This window comes from Rhizobium album, assembly GCF_003122325.1.
Lineage (GTDB): Bacteria > Pseudomonadota > Alphaproteobacteria > Rhizobiales > Rhizobiaceae > Metarhizobium > Metarhizobium album.
This window is the reverse complement of sequence record NZ_QFBC01000005.1, coordinates 235,996-254,332: the sequence shown is the minus strand read 5'-3', so window position 1 is coordinate 254,332 and position 18,337 is coordinate 235,996. Positions and strand designations below refer to the sequence as shown.

The window sequence follows — 18,337 nt, the reverse complement described above, 5'->3', positions numbered from 1 at the left end:
GAAGATCTACACGATCATCGGCGCCGGCATCATCATCGCCTCAGGGTGGCTGGTGCTTCGGCAGGAAGAACGAGCGGCAAGAGCTTCTGCGGAAAGCCGCCGACATGCGTGCAGGTCAGCGCCGCCCGCTCGGCTCCGGTTTCGAGGCAGGCCTGAAGCGAACGCCCGGCGACAAAGCCCGACAGAAAGCCGGCAATAAAACTGTCGCCGGCGCCGGTCGTATCAACCACGTCGACCGGCTTGATGCCGCTTCGTGCCAAATGTCCCTCAGCACTGCCGGCCATGGCACCTCGGGCGCCCCGCGTCACGACCGCGAACCGGGCACCATCCGACAGCAAGTCCCGGATGACACGTTCCGCCTCGTCGTCGCCGCCTTCAGCGGAAGCGAAGGCCACGGTCAGCCCCTCGACGCCACGACATGTCTCCAGTTCCATTTCCATGGGAACACCATATTGTAAGACAACTGACATCTTCGATTTTTTCTGTCAAGCGCTGCAACGAAGCGAGGCCACGGGAACACGCTGGATGGATCAAAACGCAAGGCCGGCCGGGATTTTTGCGCGGAACTGACCGCCCTTGACCTTGCGTCATTTGTCAGACAGGAAGGAGGAGATGTTTTGCACCCCACGAGGTCGGAATTTTTGGAAGAGCCTTTTCGCGATACGCGCACCCTGGTCATCCAGCTTCGCGACCGCATTGCCGATCTGATCCGCACCGAGGGCCTGCAGCCGGGCGACAAGATGCCGACCGAGGCGCAACTGACGCAGCGGTTCAAGATTTCCCGCCCGGCGCTGCGCGAGGCGCTGAAACTGCTCGAACAGGACGCGGTCATCTACGTCGAGCATGGCCGCGGCCGTTTCGTGTCGGCGCTGTCTGCCGTGCAGGTCGATCGGCCGATCACCGTGTTCGAGAGTGTCACCGACATGGGCCGGCATTGCGGCTACCAGATGGTCAACAAGGTACTGTCGATTTCCGAGGAAGCACCGGAAGCATCGGTTGCCGAGCAGCTGAAGCTGGAGGCCGGCGAACGTGTCATCCGGCTGGAGCGGCTGCGGCTCGAGCAGCAGGAGCCGATCATGTACTGCCTCGACTACATTCCGAGGCGGATCATTCCCACCCGCCTCTACGACATCGACTGGGGCGGATCGCTGCTCTCGCTGCTCGAACAACATCGCCACCGCCCGCGCATGTCGGCGGCAAACGTCTCGGCAGTGATGCTGCCGGACGACGTCGTGGGGCGAAACGACCTTAGGGATTTCGGCCCGGCACTGCTGATCACCGAAACCTGTTTTGATACGAGCGGCATGCCGGTGATCTACGCCATCGATTATCACCGCGGCAGCCATTTCACCTTCAGCCTTGCCAGGACGTAAAATCCTTCCCGCAAATTCAAACCCTCAGCGGGCGGCTTCGGCGCTCTGTTTTTTCGGAAGCGCCGCCATATATGGCACTGCGTACCCGGACGGCGCCGATGATCCGTGGTCAAAATTGCACGTTCATTTCAAGGAAACTTCCATGTCCATCACAAAGAATTTTATCGCAACAGCCTTTGCCCTTGCCTTCACCGCAACCATCGCTCAGGCACAGGTCGTGGTCTCGTCGAAGATCGATACGGAAGGCGGCGTGCTCGGCAACATCATCCTCGCCGTTCTCAATGCCAACAACATCCCGACCACCGACCGGGTGCAGCTCGGCGCCACGCCGGTCGTCCGCAAGGCGATCGCCGCCGGCGAGATCGACATCTATCCGGAATATACCGGCAATGCCGCCTTCTTCTTCGAAAAGTCGGACGACCCGGTCTGGAAGGATGCCGCCAAGGCGTATGAAGAAGCCAAGAAACTCGATTACGACGCCAACAAGATCGTCTGGCTGACGCCGTCGCCGGCCAACAACACCTGGGCCATCGCGCTGCGCAAGGACGTCGCCGAAGGCAATCAGGTGAAGTCGCTCACCGATTTCGGCAAATATGTCTCGAACGGCGGCACCGTCGTGCTCGCTGCATCGTCGGAGTTCGTCAACTCCGCCGCGGCCCTGCCGGCCTTCCAGACCACCTACGGCTTCACCCTGAAACCCGATCAGCTGATCACGCTTTCGGGCGGCGACACCGCCGCCACCATTGCCGCTGCCGCCAACCAGACCAACGGCGCCAACGCCGCCATGGTCTACGGCACCGATGGCGGCATCGCGCCGTCCGGCCTCGTCGTGCTCGAGGACGACAAGGGCGTGCAGCCGGTCTACCAGCCGTCGCCGATCATTCGCGAAGCGGTGCTGAAGGAGCATCCGGAAATCGAAACCCTGCTGAAGCCGGTGTTCGAAAAGCTCGATCTCGTGACACTGCAGGAACTGAACGGTCGCGTGCAGGTGGGCGGCGAGCCCGCCAAGGCCGTAGCCGAAGACTTCTTGAAGAAAAACGGCTTCCTGAAGTAAGACGCATGGGAGGGCCGGCGAACGGGCCGGCCCTCGTTCTTTTCGACAGGGGCGCCGCGTGAGATTTCGACCTGATAAGCTGGGCGTCGTGATCGCCGCGCTTGCGCTGTGCGGGGTGCTGCTTGCCCCTTTCAGCCTGTTTCGCGCCAACCGCATCGTGCCGGGCGAAGCGAAATCCCTGCTCGACTCGCTGCCCGCCTGGGCCGGCCTTCTCCTGCTCGCCGCCGTCATCGCCGCAAGCTTGGTGGCGCTTGCCCGCTCGCCGGCCGTCGTCCGGCTTGCCGTGGCTGCCGTCTGCCTCGTTGCGCTGCTGCTCGGCATCGGCCTTGCCGCGCTCCACCTGACACCGCCGGAAAACAGCTATGCGCGCGTTTCGCCGGCATCGGGTTTCTGGCTTTTGTGTTTCGCCTTCGCGCTGCTGGCTGCCGATGCGATCACGCGGCTGAAGCCGAAACCTCTGGCCCGCATCCTGTTCCTGGCCGCAGCGCTTCTCGTCATCGCCTTCGTCCTCTTGTCGGGAAGCTGGGACGAGCTGTCGCTGCTGAAGGAATATGCCAACCGGGCCGAAACCTTCTGGCTGGAGGCCGGGCGGCATGTCATGCTGGCGCTCGGCTCGCTGCTTGCCGCCGTCGTCGCCGGACTGCCGCTCGGAATCCTCTGCCACCGCACGCCCGCCCTGCGCGGCGCGGTGCTCAACAGCCTGAACATCGTCCAGACCATCCCGTCGATCGCCCTGTTCGGCATTCTCATCGCGCCGCTCGGCTGGATCGCCCTCAACGTGCCGGGGGCGGCCGCCATCGGCATCCGGGGCATCGGCATGGCGCCGGCCTTCGTGGCGCTGTTTCTCTATTCGCTGCTGCCCGTGGTCGCCAACACCGTGGTCGGTCTCGGCGGCGTGCCCCGCGACGTCAACGAGGCGGCCCGCGGCCTCGGCATGACGGACAGCCAGCGGCTGTGGCGTGTCGAATTTCCGCTGGCGCTGCCGGTCATCCTCACCGGCGTCCGCATCGTGCTGGTGCAGAACATCGGGCTTGCGACGATTGCCGCGCTGATCGGCGGCGGCGGTTTTGGCGTTTTCGTGTTCCAGGGCATCGGCCAGACGGCAATGGACCTCGTGCTGCTCGGCGCCGCCCCGACCGTCCTTCTCGCCTTCGTCGCCGCCATCGTTCTCGATGCCCTCATCGACATGAACGCGAAAGCGTCCAACCGGAAGACAACAGCATGATCGAAATCAACACCGTCACGAAGCGTTATGGCGCAAACACCGTGGTCGACGCGGTGACGATGACGATTGCGCCGCAAACGATCACGGTCATCGTCGGCACCTCCGGCTCCGGCAAGACGACGCTGCTGCGGATGATCAACCGGCTCGTCGAACCCTCGGAGGGAACGATCCGCATCGACGGCGAGGATATCCTGGCGATCCCCGGATACCAGCTTCGCCGGCGCATCGGTTATGCGATCCAGGGCCACGGGCTTTTTCCGCACCGCACGGTGGCGCAGAACATCGCCACGGTGCCCGAACTGCTCGGCTGGGACCGGGCGCGGATCGACGCCAAGGTCGCCGAACTGCTGACCCTGTTCCAGCTCGATCCCGCCGCCTTCGGCAACCGTTTCCCGCATGAACTGTCCGGCGGCCAGCAGCAGCGTGTCGGCGTGGCCCGCGCGCTCGCCGCCGAACCCAACGTGCTCCTGATGGACGAACCTTTTGGCGCGCTCGATCCGATCATCCGGGCGAAAGCGCAGGATGATCTGCTGGCGATCCAGAAACATTTCGGCACGACCATCATTCTCGTCACCCATGACATGGACGAGGCCTTCCACCTGGCCGACAAGGTGGCGGTGATGGATAAGGGCCGGCTGCTGCAATACGACGCGCCGGCCGAGCTGGTGCTGCGGCCGGCCACGCCGTTCGTCGAGACGCTGATCGGCGCGGCGGACCGGCCGCTGCGGCTGCTGTCCATCGCCAAAGCGGCCGAAGTCGTCGAACCCGGTGCTGCCGAGGGCGAACCGCTGTCCGCCACCGATTCGCTGCGTGACGCGCTGTCGGCGCTGATGTGGTCCGGCCGGGAAACGCTGCCGGTGGCCGGCGAAGACGGCACGATCCTCGGCCATGTCAGTCTGCAGGCCCTGCTCCAGCGCGCCGCGAGGCCGCAATGAGCCGCTGGCTGCCGCCTTTCCTGCGTCTTGGCCTGCTGGCGCTGCTGCTCGCCTTCCTGTTCCGGCCGGCCTGGTTTTCCGGTCTGCTGCAGCCGCTCGTCCAGGACGGCGCCCCGGCGATCTACAATCAGGGCGACCTGCTGACGCTGACGCTGCTGCACCTGCGCACGGTGGCCATCGCCACGCTCGGCGCCACGGTGGTGGCCATCGCGCTCGCCGTGCTGGTGACGCGGCCGATCGGAGCGGAATTCCTGCCGCTCTCCCGCAGCCTCGTGAATATCGGCCAGACCTTTCCGCCCGTCGCCGTCCTGGCGCTTGCCGTGCCGGCGGTGGGTTTTGGCGAAAAACCGACGCTGATCGCGCTGTTTCTCTACGGATTGCTGCCGATCTTCGAAAATGCCCTGACCGGGCTGACCACCCTGCCGCCTTCGGTGATGGAAGCGGCAAGGGGTGCCGGCATGACCGGCTTCCAGCGGCTGGTGCGCATCGAGATCCCGCTGGCATCGCCGGTGATGCTGGCCGGCATCCGGCTGTCCGTCGTCATCGGCCTCGCCACGGCGACGATCGGCTCCACCGTGGCGGCCAAGACGCTCGGGGAAGTCATCATCGCCGGCCTGCAATCCAACAACCTGGCCTTCGTCCTGCAGGGCGGCCTGGTGGTCGCAGCGCTTGCCGTGCTGATCTATGACGCGTTTTCCGCCCTCGAACGGGCAGCGGCCCGCCGGATGGGACGAATTTAAACCACAAGGTCGCCAAATCCGGATGCCGGGCTTCCCGATACCACCTGTAATAAATTTTATTCATACCAGCGATTGAGCAAATTCGTTGGATCGCGGCGCGGCGAGCCTTTACCAAGGGGCCAGTACCCCTTTCTGGTGCACTCCGGGCGTCCATTTCCTCTTCATCTGGACGCCCGGTTTCTTTTCCCCGTTTCGTTTTCTTCAGGCCGCCAGGATGCCGCGCACGCTTGCGGTCAACGACAGCGTAGCGCCCGGCGGCAGGACGACCATGCCGTGCGCCACCGGGCCTTCCGCCAGGTTGAACGCATCCACCGGATGGGACACCGGCTCGAAGCAAAGATAATCCGCATCGCCGGAAGGCGAAAAGAGGACGTATTGGTCAAGACCGCTGCCACCGATGATGTCGGCGGCAAGACCGCGATCCGGCCAATCGAGCCGGGCCTTCCCCGGCCAGCCGGAAAACCAGTTGTTGATCCATCCCTGCGGCAATTTTCGCGGCCACGAAAAATCCATCTCCGGATGCATATTGACGTCCCCCAGACCATCCGGCAGGTGATCGTCCCGTTCGAACCAGACTTTTTCAGCCGGCGCCGTCAGAAGCGTATTGCCGTCGCGGACGAACCAGGGGTGGAACCCGCCGCCATAAGGCAACGGCAACGCGGCACGGTTTGTGGCGCCCAGCGTCATCGTCAGCGTCGTGCCGTCGAGGCGGTAGGTCATCGTCGCATCATAAAGGAACGGTCCCGGGCCTGCCGCGGAAACCGCAAGCGTCACGCTTTCTCCGGTCGTCTCGACGATCGTCCAGACGGCGGAAAAGGCGCTGCCGTGCAGCGGGTATTTTTCACCCGGCATGTTGGGTTCCATCGGGTGGAACCGATCGCCGAAGCGGAAACCGCCGCCCGATACCCGTCCGGAAAACGGCAGCAGCAGAATATTGGAGAGCGCGAAGGGATGCGTCGTTGCCTCGTCCACCCGGCGGAAGATCGGCAGCCAGTCATCGCCACGGCGGATATCGAAGGCGGCAAGCCCGGCGCCGAGATCCGGCCGGATCAGGATGCGTGCCGCACCATTGCCGAGGGATAACGCCATCGATTTTTCTCCCGCATGATCGGATCGCCTTGTTAAACAAGCTTTTCCGCTCGGGAAACCATTTCCACAGCCTTCGGCTCGATTGTTTCCGGTTCGGACAGGACAACAGGCTCCCTTGGCCAAAGACGGCCACGATGCCTATACTGCGTCCCATGGATTCGCAGAAATTGCCACCCCCGCAACCGCGCCCGCGCGCCAGAACATTGCCCGACTGGGCTTCCGCCAGGACGGAAGCGCCCGGAGAGGCGGATGCCGCGTTTGCCGCCGGCGCGGCGCTTCACTCTCTGGACGCACTGGTCAAATCCGAGCCTGTCTGGGCGGGCTGCTGGCGCGGGCGGCTGGTGATGAAATCGGCACTCTCCGCCGTGCGGCTGCTCGGCCGTCGCGAGGACGAGGCCGCGCTGCGGGACGCCATCCACCTATGCACGCCCGGAAGCGATCCGGGACCGGCGGGACGCATTTTCCTTGGCTACGCAAAGCTCCGCGACCGGAGGGCGGTTATCGACGCAGCTTTGGTGCAGGAACTCGCCGGTCTCCTCTCGGTCCCCTGTGGTGACGAGGCCGAAATAATTGCCGGACTGGTCGCCGATGCCGCGCGTTCCAAGCGTGCCGCTCCCTTCGCCGCCGCCGACCTGATCACCGCCGTGTGGACGGCCTATCCGGAGGCGGAAGTGCTGGCCTGGTGGCTGGCGGACTGGCTGCTGGCGGTAAAGCTCGGCTGGTCGCGCCCGGTCTGCCTGCTGCTGCCGGAACGGTTCGGCGCATCCTTCCGCACGACGACGGGGCGGGGACGGTTGCGGCCGGGGGAAGACGGATTTGGCCGGGCGCTGTGCCGGGCGCTCGTGCAGGCGGTCGCCGATGCCCTGCGGCTGGCAAACGACATCGAACGCCGGGCGGACGCCCTGCTCGCCGTCGCGCCGAAGGTGCGGACCAAGGGGGCGGGCGTGGTGATCCGGCAGCTTCTCGACGAGGATGCGGTCTTCGCTTCGGCGCCGGGGGCAAACCTGTCCCGCTGGGCGAGCCGCCGGTTCTTCGAGCGGCTGGAAAGCCTCGGCGGCGTGCGCGAACTCTCCGGGCGCCCAGGTTTTAGGATCTACGGTTTGTGATGGCATTTCCGGCGCGGGCGGCATAGTGTGCGGCAATCGAGGCGGCTTGCTGCGATACCGTTAAATTGCAACCGGGACGTGAGGCGCGACCGAACCTCTTGGACACCGCCATCTTTGTGCCGTAAGACATTGAAATAAGCTACCGGTTCCATGGTTTAACAAAGTCATTGCATCGCGACGGCAATCGGCGGCGGTAAAACTTCACCGCTTCGTCGACTGCTCGTCACGAAGTCGGCGTAGCAATGCTATGGCCCACATTGGCCAACAGCCCGCACCCGGTTGTTGTCGCGTCAAAAAATAGGAGATTGCATTTCATGACGCCCGAACGATTCAACGAATGTTTGCGTCACATACGCTGGACGCCGATCAACATCGCATCGGCGCTTCAATGTGACCTCTCGTGGATCGAAGCGCTCGAAGTGGGCAATGCGGACGTTCCCGAAGAACTGGCCAAGTGGCTGGAAAAGCTGGCGCAGATGCATGAGGCCAATCCGCCGCCGGTAACCTACCGCGTCAACCGGCTCCCCTGAACGACCGGCCGCAAGAGCAAATCCATTCCATATCGTAACCAATCCGCGGTCCGGCATGCCAGACCGCGGATTCGTTTTGCCGGCAGGACGGAAATCATCATCCGTCCCTTGCGTCCATTTTTAAAGTCATATTGTATTATTTTATAAGTTGCGCTTAAATGCCATCCGTTCCGGGAGACGAGCGGAATGTGCTGTGGAGGCAGACAAGTCAAAACAGGGGAATTGCCTTCCCGCTCGGGAGGGGCGTTGCCCTGTATTTCGGGAATAATTTCGTGCGGGCGTCTTCACCGTTGAGGATGCGCCGCCCAGGGACGTTCATCGGCGGCGCGGCGGTCTTCGCTTCGCGCCGGTAAGGTTTCATCACAAGGCAAACATCACAGGGCAAGCAAGGAGTGCAACAGCCGGCTTCGGGCGAAAAATAAAACAGGCGACTCGCCGGGCACGTACCTCAACGCCAAATCGGGAGGAGATATTGGCATTACTCGAACTTCATGACGTCACGAAAGATTTCGGCGCCATCCGCGCCCTCAGCGATGTCAGTTTTTCCGTCGGTCCGGGAGAGATCGTCGGGCTCATGGGCGACAACGGCGCTGGCAAGTCGACGCTCGTCAAGATCATGTCCGGCATCTACCAGCCGACGGCGGGCACGCTGCGGTTCGGTGGCGAGGCGACGCAGATCCAGTCGCCGGCATCGGCCCGCAAACTGGGCATCGAAACGGTCTACCAGGACCTGGCGCTCGCCGACAATCTCACCGCCTCAGCCAATATCTTTCTCGGACGCGAGCTGAAATTCAACATCGGCCCGTTCCGCTTCCTCAGGCACCGCGCCATGAATGCGCGCGCGGTGGAACTGTTTGCCGAACTGAAATCCGAAACGCGGGCCGACGACTATGTGCGGCAGATGTCCGGCGGGCAGCGCCAGGCGGTCGCTATCGCCCGCACCCGGCTTTCCGACGCCAAGCTCATCCTCATGGACGAGCCGACGGCGGCGATTTCCGTGCGGCAGGTGGCCGAGGTGCTGAACCTGATCCATCGTCTGAAGGATGCCGGCATTTCCGTCATCCTGATCTCGCATCGCATGCCCGATGTCTTTGCGGTCTGCGAACGGGTGATCGTCATGCGGCGCGGTAGGAAGGTCGCCGACAAGCGCATCGCCGACACCTCTCCCGAAGAAGTAACCGCGCTGATCACCGGTGCGCTGGAGACCGCATGATGACCGATACGACCCAAGCTTCCCCGCCCCAGGGATTTTCGAATGTCCGGCGCACGCGTTTCTGGCAGCGCGGCTTTCTCGCCAGCCAGTCGGCCTATGTGCTGGCCGCGCTGATCGTCCTGATCGTCTTCATGAGCTTCGCATCGCCGAACTTCCTGACGGCGGGCAATGTCGGCAACATCGTCCGCAATTTCTCGTTCATCGCCATCGCCACGCTGGGCATCACGCTGGTGATCATCACCGGCGGCATCGACCTCTCGGTCGGCTCGACGATCGCGCTGACAGCGACGGTGACCTCGCTGACCATGGCCGGCCTCAGCCAGGCGGCGTTCCATCCCTTTCCCGGCTTCGCGCTGATCGTCTCGATCGCCGCCGGCCTCGCCGTCGCTGCCCTGATCGGCTTCGGCAACGGCGTCGCCATCGCCAAGCTGAAACTCTCACCCTTCGTCACCACGCTCGGCACGCTGTCGATCGTGCGCGGCCTCACCTACGTCGCCACCTACGGACGCGGCACCAGCCCGACAGGCCCGGACAAGGACCTGTTCCTCGCCATCACCTCCGGCCATGTCGCCGGCATCCCGATCGGCTTCATCTACCTCATCCTCATCGCCGTGATCATGTGGATCGTGCTCAACCACACGGCCTGGGGCCGGCACGTCTATGCCATCGGCGGCAACGAGGCGGCCGGGCGGCTGACCGGCGTACCCGTCGACCGGGTCAAGATCCAGGTCTACGTCCTCTGTGCGCTTGGCGCCGGCATCAACGGCATCATCATCTCCGGCTGGCTGGGCTCGGCGCCGGCCAACCTCGCCACCGGTTACGAACTGACCATCATCGCCGCCGCCGTCATCGGCGGTGCCAATCTTGCCGGCGGCATCGGCGGGGCTGCGGGTGCGATCATCGGCTGCGTGCTGATCGAGGTGATCCGCAACGGCCTCGTGCTGGCACGCGTCGACCCTTACTGGCAGCAGACCCTGGTCGGCTGCATCATCGTCGCCGCCGTTCTCGTCGACCGCTTCAGATCTCTCCGCAACGGCTAAACGGCGCGGGGAAAAGGCGGACAACCGCCGAAAAAGGGAGCCTGGCTCTATTTCCAGGCGCAAAGTGGAGGAAGAAAAATGAAATCTCTGAAAATCTTCGCGCTTGCCGCCCTGGCGTCCGTCGCGATCTACAGCGGCGTGCAGGCCCAGGACAGCTACAAGTTCGCCGTCGTCCCGAAAGCGATGAACAACCCGTTCTTCGACCTGACGCGGGACGGTTGCGTCGCCGAGGCCGCCAAGCTCGGCAATGTCGAATGCATCTATCTCGGCCCCGTCGAGCATGAGCCGGCCACCCAGGCACAGATCATCGACGACCTGATCACCCAGGGCGTCGACGGTCTGGCGATTTCCGTTTCCGACATCGCCGCCGCTTCGACGGTCATCGACAAGGCCGCAGCAGCCGGCATCGCCGTCATCACCTTCGATTCCGATGCGCCCGATTCCAAGCGCACCGCCTATGTCGGCACCAACAACAAGGATTTCGGCAAGGCGCTCGGCGAAGAACTGCTGAAGCTGAAGCCGGAAGGCGGCACCTACGGCCTGATCTCCGGCGGCGCCGCAGCCCCCAACCTTGCCGAACGCGTCGATGGCGTGCGCGAAGCGCTGGCCGGCTCGAAGTGGACGGAAGTCTCGGGTTCGCCGACCTTCTCCAACGACGACATCGCGCTTGCCGTGCAGCAGGCGTCCGACCTGAAGACGGCCAATCCGGATATCGGCGCCATCGTGCCGGTCGGCGGCTGGCCGCTGTTTGCTCCGGACGGCTGGAAAAATTTCGTCGAGCCGCTGAAGGCCGATGTCGACTCCAAGAAGCTGGCGCTGGTCGCCGCCGACACGCTGCCGGTCGAACTGCAGCTGTTGAAGGATGGCTACGTCCACGTGCTCGTCGGCCAGCGGCCGTATGAAATGGGCGAAGTCGCCATTCAGACCCTCCTGAAGATCAAGAAGGGCGAGACCGTCGACAACATCATCTATACCGGCCTCGACCGCGTCACGACCGAAAACGTCGACAGCCTGCTGAAGTAAAGCCACCATCGGCAAAGGCGCAGCGATGCTCGCAAGGGGTCGCTGCGCTTATTTATCCGAATGCGCAGCGAGAGGCTGGAGATCAACACACGGCAGCCCTGCACTACATGCATATACAAATGATTTGATATTAAAACTATTTTGATGATAAATCATTTCATGCTGCTCAAAGATCTCCCCCTTCGCGACCGCTTCGGTCTGCAATTCTCGCTATTTGCCCGCCAGTGGCGGCGCGTCATCTACAAAAGGCTGGAAGTCTCCGGCCTGACGGATGCCACATGGTCACCGCTCGTTCATCTTGCCGCCCACGGCGACGGCGTCACCCAGAAGGAGCTTGCCGCCCTGGTCGGCATCGACGGCTCGACGCTGGTACGGCTCTTGGACATCCTTGCCGGCAAGGACCTGATCGAGCGCCGTACCGACGAAACAGACCGCCGGGCAAAAAAGATCTACCTGACGGAGAAAGGGCGAACCGCCGTCCGGGACATCCGCATCGAGCTCAATCGCACGGAATCGGAGTTCCTTGCCGGAATTTCGGATCAGGAGCTTGCCCTGGTGCTGGATGTGCTTGCCCGCATCGCACCCCATCTCGACCAGGCGGAGCGCGCGCTGTGAGTTGGAACGAACGATCCGCCCACTGGGGTTTCCTGCCTGCCCGCTTTCCCTTTGCCTTGCGCACGGCCCTGGGTGGTTGCCTGGCTCTGCTGATCGCCTGGGCCATCGGCCTCGAACATCCGCAATGGTCGGCGATGACCGTGTTCGCCGCCGCCCAGCCGGTGCGCAACATGCTGGTGGAGAAGAGTTTTTTCCGGGCGCTCGGCACGGTCGCCGGCGTGCTCGTCGGCATCGGCCTCATCGTCGGTTCGGGACAGGATAGCTGGCTGCTGGTGGTTGGCCTCGCCCTCTGGGTCGGCCTGTGCGCCGGGCTCGGCAATGTCCTGCGCGGCTTCGTTTCTTACGGCGCAATCCTCGCCGGTTATTCCGCCGCCATGGTGGCCCTGCTTGAAACCGCGCATCCGGGGCATCTCTGGGCGCTGGGCCTCGATCGCGCCCTGACGGTTCTCGTCGGCGTCGCAACCGGCGTCGTCCTGGCCATGATCTTTTTGCCGAAGGAAACGGAAGCCGAAATCGCCGGCCGGACGCGGCGGCTGACTGCCCGCGTGCTTCGCGCCATGGCCGATTTCGCCCGCGACGGCCAGGCCCCGGCGGCCGACGTCCAGGCAAGCCTGCTGGCCGAGATGGCGGAGATCGACGAAGGCATCGATCCGCATGGTGCCGGCTCGCTGGCCTCGCGCCAATCCGCCCGCGCCCTGCGCGCCGTGATCGCCGCCCAGGTTTCCGCCGTCGTGCATCTGGGCACGGCCCGTTCCGGCCTGCCCGGCAATACGCTCGCAGACATGTTCGACCGCGCCGGCCAGGCGCTGGAAGACGCCGACATCGCGGCGGCGGCCGTGGCGCTGGAACAGGCAGCCCGGCTTGCCGACGGCCACCCTGGATTAAGCGACATCCTGGAGCGGCAGGCGGTGGCGTTGCGGAACTGGAGCGGCCACGACCGCGCCGATCCCGAGCACGCCGCAGCACTGCACGAGGAACGGGACCGCCTGCTGCATGCCGTTGTGCTGCATCGCGACTGGATCGGCGCGCGCCAGGCGGCGCTGAGGGCATTCGGCGTCATGATGCTCGTCGGCCTCGGCTGGGTGGTGACGGACTGGCATGCGGGGCCTTATGTGCTGCTCGGCACCTCGGTGATGATTTCCCTGTTTTCCACCTTCGAAAACCCGGCCTTCATGATGCGCAACGTGCTGGCCGGCCAGTTGGCCGGTGCCGGTGCCGCGCTGGCCTGCCGCTGGCTGGTCTGGCCCTTCGCCCCGTCCGAAATCTGGCTGGTCTTCCTGATCATGCCGTTCATCCTCAGCGGGGTCCTGCCGCTGTCGCACCGGCGCACCCTGCTTGGCGGGACGGACTACGTGATGATTCTGCTCTTGCTGTCGCAGCCGGTCTATCCGCTCACCGGCACCTTTTCCACCTCGCTGTCCATCGCGGCCGCCGTCGTGGTTGCCCCGGCGATCGCCTTGCTGGCCTACAGGCTGGTGTTCCCGACCGATGCCCGGCGACGGCTCGAAACGCTGATCGCCATGATGGTGCGCGAAATCGGCAGCATCGCCGCCGCGCCGGATGCCCTGCAACACCGCCCGGTCTGGCGGGCGCGGCTCTATCACCGGCTGCTGCGGCTGGTGCGGCTGGCGCAGACGTCAGGGGAGCGGACGTTTTCGCCAGCCGAAGGCGGCCTGGCAGTCCACGCGCTCGGGCTGGCGGCAATTTCCATGCATGCCGAGGTCGAAGATGCCTCGCTGCCTGCAGGCGCACGGCGCGGTATCCGCATTGCCTTGCGCAGGCTCGAAAAGATCGCCGAACGGCCGGAGCATGTTCCCGCAGCACTTCTCAGGGCCGCCAGCCGACTGGAGCGGGTCGGCGCGGGCAGGGGCGAAGTCATCCGCGCCGCAGCCGAGGCGATGATGCGCAACCGGGCATTCTTCGACCGGGCCGGCAAGGGCCGGGCGGTCTTCCTGACCCGACTGTCGCTGATCTGATTACCGATGGACCGCACTTTCGGCACGCAAGGATCCGGCAAGCCCGGCGTGAGAAATTGGGGGCAAGAATTTTGAATAGCTGTGATCTGCCGATCGATTAAACATCGGTTAACGAAGCGGCTCCACGGAATCGCCGAAAACTTCACTGTTCGGGACGCCTTCATGCAGAATTCCATTCTCGCTGTTCTTCTGGCTGCCACCTTGCTGACCGGCGCCGTTTCCGCCAATGCCGCCAGTGAAACCGCAAGATGGATGCAGCCCGGACCGGTGACCACGGTTCCCATCGGCCACTACAATTTCTGCAAGTCGCATCCGGCCGAATGCCTGCGCCATCCGGGCGAGACCGGCGCCACGACCGTTTCGGCGCAAGCCTCCCTGGCCATGATCGACGCGGTCAACCGCGAGGTCAACGCCGCGATCAAGCCGGTCCTCGATATCGACCTCTACGGCAAGCAGGAATTCTGGACCTATCCGACCACCGCCGGCGACTGCGAGGATTTTGCCCTGCTCAAGCGCCGCAAGCTGATCGAAAAAGGCTTGCCGGCCGGCGCGCTGCTGCTGACCACCGTCAAGAAGGCCAATGGCGAAGGCCATGCCGTTCTGACCGTCCATCTCGATACCGGCGATTTCATCCTCGACAATCTCGACAACAGCGTCAAACTCTGGACGCAGACGCCGTACAAATTCGTCAAGCGGCAGGCGTCGGCCGATCCGGCACTGTGGCTCAGCCTTGGAGAAACCCCGGTCGTCGCTTCGGCAGCCGTCGCCAAGTGAGCCTTTGCCGGTGCCGTCCACATGTCCGGCGGCAGCGCTGATATAGCAAACAGTATGATTTTCGTCATCGGCGGCCGGACCTCGTCTTGCCACCGGGAAAATTCTTCCGCGTAAATCGGTCGTGGTGCGCCGGGCCGGGAGGGCCTGGTTGCCGCTCCGTGCCCATTGCCGGGCATCGGACGACGGAAAAGGAGGAGGGACGAGGATGGCGCTGCAGATTCACTTGCTCGATTATGGCGATATCGAACTGGAAACCAGTTTCCTGGTGCTCGGGCTGGAATGCGGCCGCATTCGCCGGGTGCCGGTCTACGGCTTCCTGATCCTCGGCGGCAAATACCCGATCGTCGTCGATACCGGCTATCGCGACAATGCGATCATGGAAAGCCTCGGCATGCGCGGGCTGCAGTTTCATGACAACCTGATCCAGAACCAGCTTGCCAGACACGGGGTCAAACCGGGTGACGTGCGTTACGTCGTGCACACCCACCTGCATATCGACCATGCCGGCAAGGACGACATCTTTCCGATGAACACCACGGTGGTGGTCAACCGGCGCGAAATGGAATGCTCCGTCTCCGGGCTGATGCATCCGCAATATCCGAAACCGGATATCCAGCACCTGATCGAGCGCATCCATACCCGCGACGCCATGCGGTTCCTCGACCTGGAGATCACCGGCGCCGAAGAGATCATTCCCGGCGTCTGGTGCGAACCGGCCAATGCCCATACGGAAGGCTCGGCCAATGTCATCGTCGAAACGGCGGATGGCCTCGCCTGCATCTGCGGCGACGTCATCTACGATTTCAACGACCAGATCGTTTCCGACCGCTGGCGGGTCAACGACATGGAACCGCGCGTCACCGGCAACCATGCCGGCTCCAAGCGGGCGGAAAAGGGCGCGATCAAGAAACTGCTCAACACCTACCGCTACCTGCTGCCGATCCACACGCCGCCGGCGATGATCGAGAACGGCCATGTGGTGGCCAGGCTCGGCATGAGCGTTCCCGGCCCGATCGTGCAGACCGTGCCGGTGCCGCAATGGCGGCCGGTATAAAGCAATTCCAGCAAAGCGCGGAGCGCTTTTGCGTCCGGAATTGCATAAAAAAGATAGAGACGAAAGATTGCGGCGGTCCGCACGACCGCCGTGGCCTGCGGCTGCTTCCCAGCGGCAGGACCGCAGCCGTCATTCGGCCTCCTCGGCCGTCTCCCAACCCGCCATGTCGTCTTCGGCGCAGTCTTCAGGCGACATGGTTTCGAAATCCGGGTCCTGCCAGTAGATCTGCGCCATTTCCTCGGCATAATAGCGGACCGGCGTGCCGTCCTCGAAATGGACGATCCCCGCCTGCGCCAGCATATGCGCGACGAAACGCTGCTGGAACTCTTCTTCCGACATGACATGCCTCCTGCGTGAGCGGCAATCATACAGCTATCTCCATGACGACGGTAGCGCGTGAACCGCGCAGCGTTTCGAAAGTCGTGCAAAAAGGCCGTTGAAGATCGGCGCGCGGATCGCCATTTTAACGGCACGAGAAAACCCAAGGAGGACGTTATGACGACATCGACCGAACGGGCAGTCCTGGCCGGCGGCTGCTTTTGGGGCATGCAGGATCTGATCCGCCGATATCCGGGCGTCGTCTCGACGCGGGTCGGCTATAGCGGCGGCGATGTGCCGAACGCGACCTACCGCAACCACGGCACCCACGCCGAAGCGATCGAAGTCATCTTCGACCGTGAAAAGACCAGCTATCGCGACATCCTGGAACTGTTTTTCCAGATCCACGACCCGACGACGCCGAACCGCCAGGGCAACGATGTCGGCACGAGCTACCGCTCGGCGATCTATTATGAAGACGACACCCAGAAGCGGATCGCCGAAGAGACCATCGCCGACGTCGATGCCTCCGGCCTGTGGCCGGGCAAGGTGGTGACGGAAGTCGAGCCGGTCGGTGATTTCTGGCAGGCGGAACCGGAGCACCAGGATTATCTGGAGCGCTATCCGAACGGCTATACCTGCCATTTCCCGCGCCCGAACTGGAAGCTGCCGAAACGGGCCGCTGCCGCCGCCGCGGAATAATCCCCGGTCATCACCATGGCCGATGCATCAGGCCCGGGCCTTGTCTCGTTCAGTCGGGCAATTCAGTGCGCCCCGCCATGCGGCTCGGCGCCGGAGGCCGAGCGGCGAATGAACAGGGCCGTGACGACGCCGACGATCGCGATGAGGGCGCCGCAGAAGAAGGCGGCGCGGATACCGGCGGTCAGCGCCGCCGCACCGTCCGCGCCAGCCGCCCCCGCCTGCATGGTCATGATCGCCACGAACAGCGCCGTGCCGGCCGCTCCCGCCACCTGCTGCGTCGTGCCGACCATGGCGCTGCCGTGCGAATAGAGGTTCGGCGGCAACGAGCCGAGGCTGACGGTGAAGAGCGGCGTGAACATCAGGGCAAGCGCGATGCTGAAGAGGATATGGGCGGCCAGCAGCAGCCAGACCGGCGTATCCGCCTGTAGCAGCAAGGCCAGCATCCACATGACGACGGCAAACAGCAGCGCGCCGGGAATGACCAGCGGCCTTGGCCCTACCCGGTCGTAAAGCCCGCCGACGGAAGGCGCGCAGAGCCCCATGATCAGGCCGCCCGGCAGCAGCAGCAGGCCGGTCTGCAGCGTCGAAAGACCGAGGACGTTCTGCATGTAGATCGGCAGCAGGATGAAGGTTCCGAACATCGCCAGCATCAGGATCGACATCAACAGCGTGGCGATGGTGAAGGCGCCTGTCGCCAGCGTGCGCAGGTCGAGAAGCGCACGGTCCTGCTTTTGCAGCTGCAACTGCCGCAGAACGAAGAGCGCCACCACGACCATGCCGACGCCGAGCGGAATCCACGGCGAGACCGGCGGCGGATGCAGCACCATCTCCCCCAGGCCGCTCAGCCAGTAGACGAAACCGCCGAACCCGATGGCCGAAAGGATGACGGAGAGCACGTCGATCGGCGCCTTCGTCGGCACCGTCACGTTCTCGATCTTCGCGGCGCCGAGCGCCAATGCGGCAACGGCGACCGGCAGCACGGCGAGGAAAAGCCAGCGCCAGTCGAGCATCGAAAGGATGAGGCCGGACAGCGTCGGGCCGATGGCGGGCGCCACGGAAATGACGATCGAGATGTTGCCCATGGTCTTGCCGCGCGATTCAGGCGGCACGAGGTTCATCACCGTGGTCATCAGCAGCGGCATCATGATCGCCGTACCGGATGCCTGGACGATGCGGCCGACGACGAGCACGGCAAATCCGGGCGCCAGTGCCGAGAGCAGCGTTCCGGCGCAGAACAGGCTCATGGCGAGAATGAACACCGGCCGCGTGTTCAGGCGCTGCAGCAGATAGCCGGTCACCGGGATGACGACCGCCATGGTCAGCATGAACGCCGTGGTCAGCCATTGGGCAGCATTGGCGCTGATGCCGAGATCGCTCATGAGATGCGGCAGCGCCACGCCCATGATGGTTTCATTGAGGATCACCACGAAGGCGGAGACCAGCAGCAGGCCGAGAACCAGCCGGTTGCGGGCGCGGTGATCGGCGGCCGATGCCTCGTTCGGCATCGCATCTCTTGGCAAGGCGTCGGTCGAGGTGGATTGCTCTACGGTCATCACGGTACCCGGTTCGC

At 64.0% G+C, this 18,337-nt stretch carries 19 protein-coding genes; 15 read left to right on the top strand and 4 right to left on the bottom strand.

Annotated features, from left to right (window positions below; all coding sequences use genetic code 11):
• Nucleotides 1-32: 32 nt before the first annotated feature.
• Nucleotides 33-470 carry a PfkB family carbohydrate kinase gene (locus DEM27_RS14065; RefSeq protein ID WP_109458869.1) on the bottom strand — a complete coding sequence of 146 codons (438 nt, stop codon included), beginning with the start codon at nucleotides 468-470 and terminating at the stop codon, nucleotides 33-35.
• 171 nt (nucleotides 471-641) lie between these two features.
• Here DEM27_RS14065 and DEM27_RS14060 point away from each other — a divergent pair, with 171 nt between their 5' ends.
• The 5 genes from DEM27_RS14060 (at nucleotide 642) to DEM27_RS14040 (ending at nucleotide 5,327) form a co-directional block, all read left to right on the top strand.
• Complete coding sequence (locus DEM27_RS14060; RefSeq protein WP_109458868.1) at nucleotides 642-1,373, top strand: GntR family transcriptional regulator; 732 nt, start codon at nucleotides 642-644, stop codon at nucleotides 1,371-1,373.
• Between the two features lie 142 nt (nucleotides 1,374-1,515).
• Nucleotides 1,516-2,427, top strand: coding sequence for a glycine betaine ABC transporter substrate-binding protein OsmF (osmF, locus tag DEM27_RS14055; protein ID WP_109458867.1), 912 nt, complete (start codon nucleotides 1,516-1,518; stop codon nucleotides 2,425-2,427).
• Between the two features lie 58 nt (nucleotides 2,428-2,485).
• Nucleotides 2,486-3,652: an ABC transporter permease gene (locus DEM27_RS14050; protein WP_109458866.1), complete on the top strand. Its 1,167-nt coding sequence runs from the start codon at nucleotides 2,486-2,488 to the stop codon at nucleotides 3,650-3,652.
• Complete coding sequence (locus tag DEM27_RS14045; RefSeq protein ID WP_109458865.1) at nucleotides 3,649-4,587, top strand: ABC transporter ATP-binding protein; 939 nt, start codon at nucleotides 3,649-3,651, stop codon at nucleotides 4,585-4,587. Before DEM27_RS14050 ends, DEM27_RS14045 begins: the two co-directional genes overlap by 4 nt.
• Nucleotides 4,584-5,327, top strand: coding sequence for an ABC transporter permease (locus DEM27_RS14040; protein WP_109458864.1), 744 nt, complete (start codon nucleotides 4,584-4,586; stop codon nucleotides 5,325-5,327). The genes DEM27_RS14045 and DEM27_RS14040 overlap by 4 nt, the downstream gene beginning before the upstream one ends.
• A gap of 201 nt (nucleotides 5,328-5,528) precedes the next feature.
• On the opposite strand, the gene DEM27_RS14035 is transcribed toward DEM27_RS14040, so the two are convergent.
• Nucleotides 5,529-6,416, bottom strand: coding sequence for an aldose 1-epimerase (locus tag DEM27_RS14035; protein WP_109458863.1), 888 nt, complete (start codon nucleotides 6,414-6,416; stop codon nucleotides 5,529-5,531).
• Between the two features lie 167 nt (nucleotides 6,417-6,583).
• Between DEM27_RS14035 and DEM27_RS14030 the strand changes: the two genes are divergently transcribed.
• The 9 genes from DEM27_RS14030 to DEM27_RS13990 all read left to right on the top strand — a co-directional run bounded on the left by DEM27_RS14030 (nucleotide 6,584) and on the right by DEM27_RS13990 (nucleotide 15,747).
• On the top strand, nucleotides 6,584-7,522 hold the full coding sequence (locus DEM27_RS14030) for a DUF1403 family protein (RefSeq protein WP_245445829.1): 939 nt from the start codon (nucleotides 6,584-6,586) through the stop codon (nucleotides 7,520-7,522).
• 314 nt (nucleotides 7,523-7,836) lie between these two features.
• Nucleotides 7,837-8,052: a hypothetical protein gene (locus DEM27_RS14025; protein WP_109458861.1), complete on the top strand. Its 216-nt coding sequence runs from the start codon at nucleotides 7,837-7,839 to the stop codon at nucleotides 8,050-8,052.
• A gap of 472 nt (nucleotides 8,053-8,524) precedes the next feature.
• Nucleotides 8,525-9,265: an ATP-binding cassette domain-containing protein gene (locus DEM27_RS14020; protein ID WP_420028820.1), complete on the top strand. Its 741-nt coding sequence runs from the start codon at nucleotides 8,525-8,527 to the stop codon at nucleotides 9,263-9,265.
• Nucleotides 9,262-10,305, top strand: a complete 1,044-nt coding sequence (locus DEM27_RS14015) for an ABC transporter permease (RefSeq protein ID WP_420028819.1) — start codon at nucleotides 9,262-9,264, stop codon at nucleotides 10,303-10,305. The genes DEM27_RS14020 and DEM27_RS14015 overlap by 4 nt, the downstream gene beginning before the upstream one ends.
• Nucleotides 10,306-10,392: 87 nt before the next feature.
• A complete protein-coding gene (locus tag DEM27_RS14010) occupies nucleotides 10,393-11,328 on the top strand; it encodes a sugar-binding protein (protein WP_420028825.1) in 936 nt (311 codons plus the stop codon).
• Nucleotides 11,329-11,487: 159 nt separating this feature from the next.
• Complete coding sequence (locus tag DEM27_RS14005; protein WP_109458972.1) at nucleotides 11,488-11,943, top strand: MarR family winged helix-turn-helix transcriptional regulator; 456 nt, start codon at nucleotides 11,488-11,490, stop codon at nucleotides 11,941-11,943.
• Complete coding sequence (locus DEM27_RS14000; RefSeq protein WP_165823426.1) at nucleotides 11,940-13,919, top strand: FUSC family protein; 1,980 nt, start codon at nucleotides 11,940-11,942, stop codon at nucleotides 13,917-13,919. The genes DEM27_RS14005 and DEM27_RS14000 overlap by 4 nt, the downstream gene beginning before the upstream one ends.
• A 162-nt stretch (nucleotides 13,920-14,081) precedes the next feature.
• Nucleotides 14,082-14,693 (top strand): transglutaminase-like cysteine peptidase, encoded by a 612-nt coding sequence (locus DEM27_RS13995; protein WP_109458857.1) that lies wholly within the window; start codon nucleotides 14,082-14,084, stop codon nucleotides 14,691-14,693.
• Nucleotides 14,694-14,898: 205 nt separating this feature from the next.
• Nucleotides 14,899-15,747 (top strand): MBL fold metallo-hydrolase, encoded by an 849-nt coding sequence (locus DEM27_RS13990; protein WP_109458856.1) that lies wholly within the window; start codon nucleotides 14,899-14,901, stop codon nucleotides 15,745-15,747.
• Between the two features lie 129 nt (nucleotides 15,748-15,876).
• On the opposite strand, the gene DEM27_RS13985 is transcribed toward DEM27_RS13990, so the two are convergent.
• Nucleotides 15,877-16,086 (bottom strand): hypothetical protein, encoded by a 210-nt coding sequence (locus DEM27_RS13985; RefSeq protein WP_109458855.1) that lies wholly within the window; start codon nucleotides 16,084-16,086, stop codon nucleotides 15,877-15,879.
• A gap of 156 nt (nucleotides 16,087-16,242) precedes the next feature.
• On the opposite strand from DEM27_RS13985, the gene msrA reads away from it, so the two are divergent.
• Nucleotides 16,243-16,767, top strand: a complete 525-nt coding sequence (gene msrA, locus DEM27_RS13980) for a peptide-methionine (S)-S-oxide reductase MsrA (protein WP_109458854.1) — start codon at nucleotides 16,243-16,245, stop codon at nucleotides 16,765-16,767.
• Nucleotides 16,768-16,829: 62 nt separating this feature from the next.
• On the opposite strand, the gene DEM27_RS13975 is transcribed toward msrA, so the two are convergent.
• Complete coding sequence (locus DEM27_RS13975) at nucleotides 16,830-18,320, bottom strand: DHA2 family efflux MFS transporter permease subunit (RefSeq protein WP_109458853.1); 1,491 nt, start codon at nucleotides 18,318-18,320, stop codon at nucleotides 16,830-16,832.
• Nucleotides 18,321-18,337: the final 17 nt, after the last annotated feature.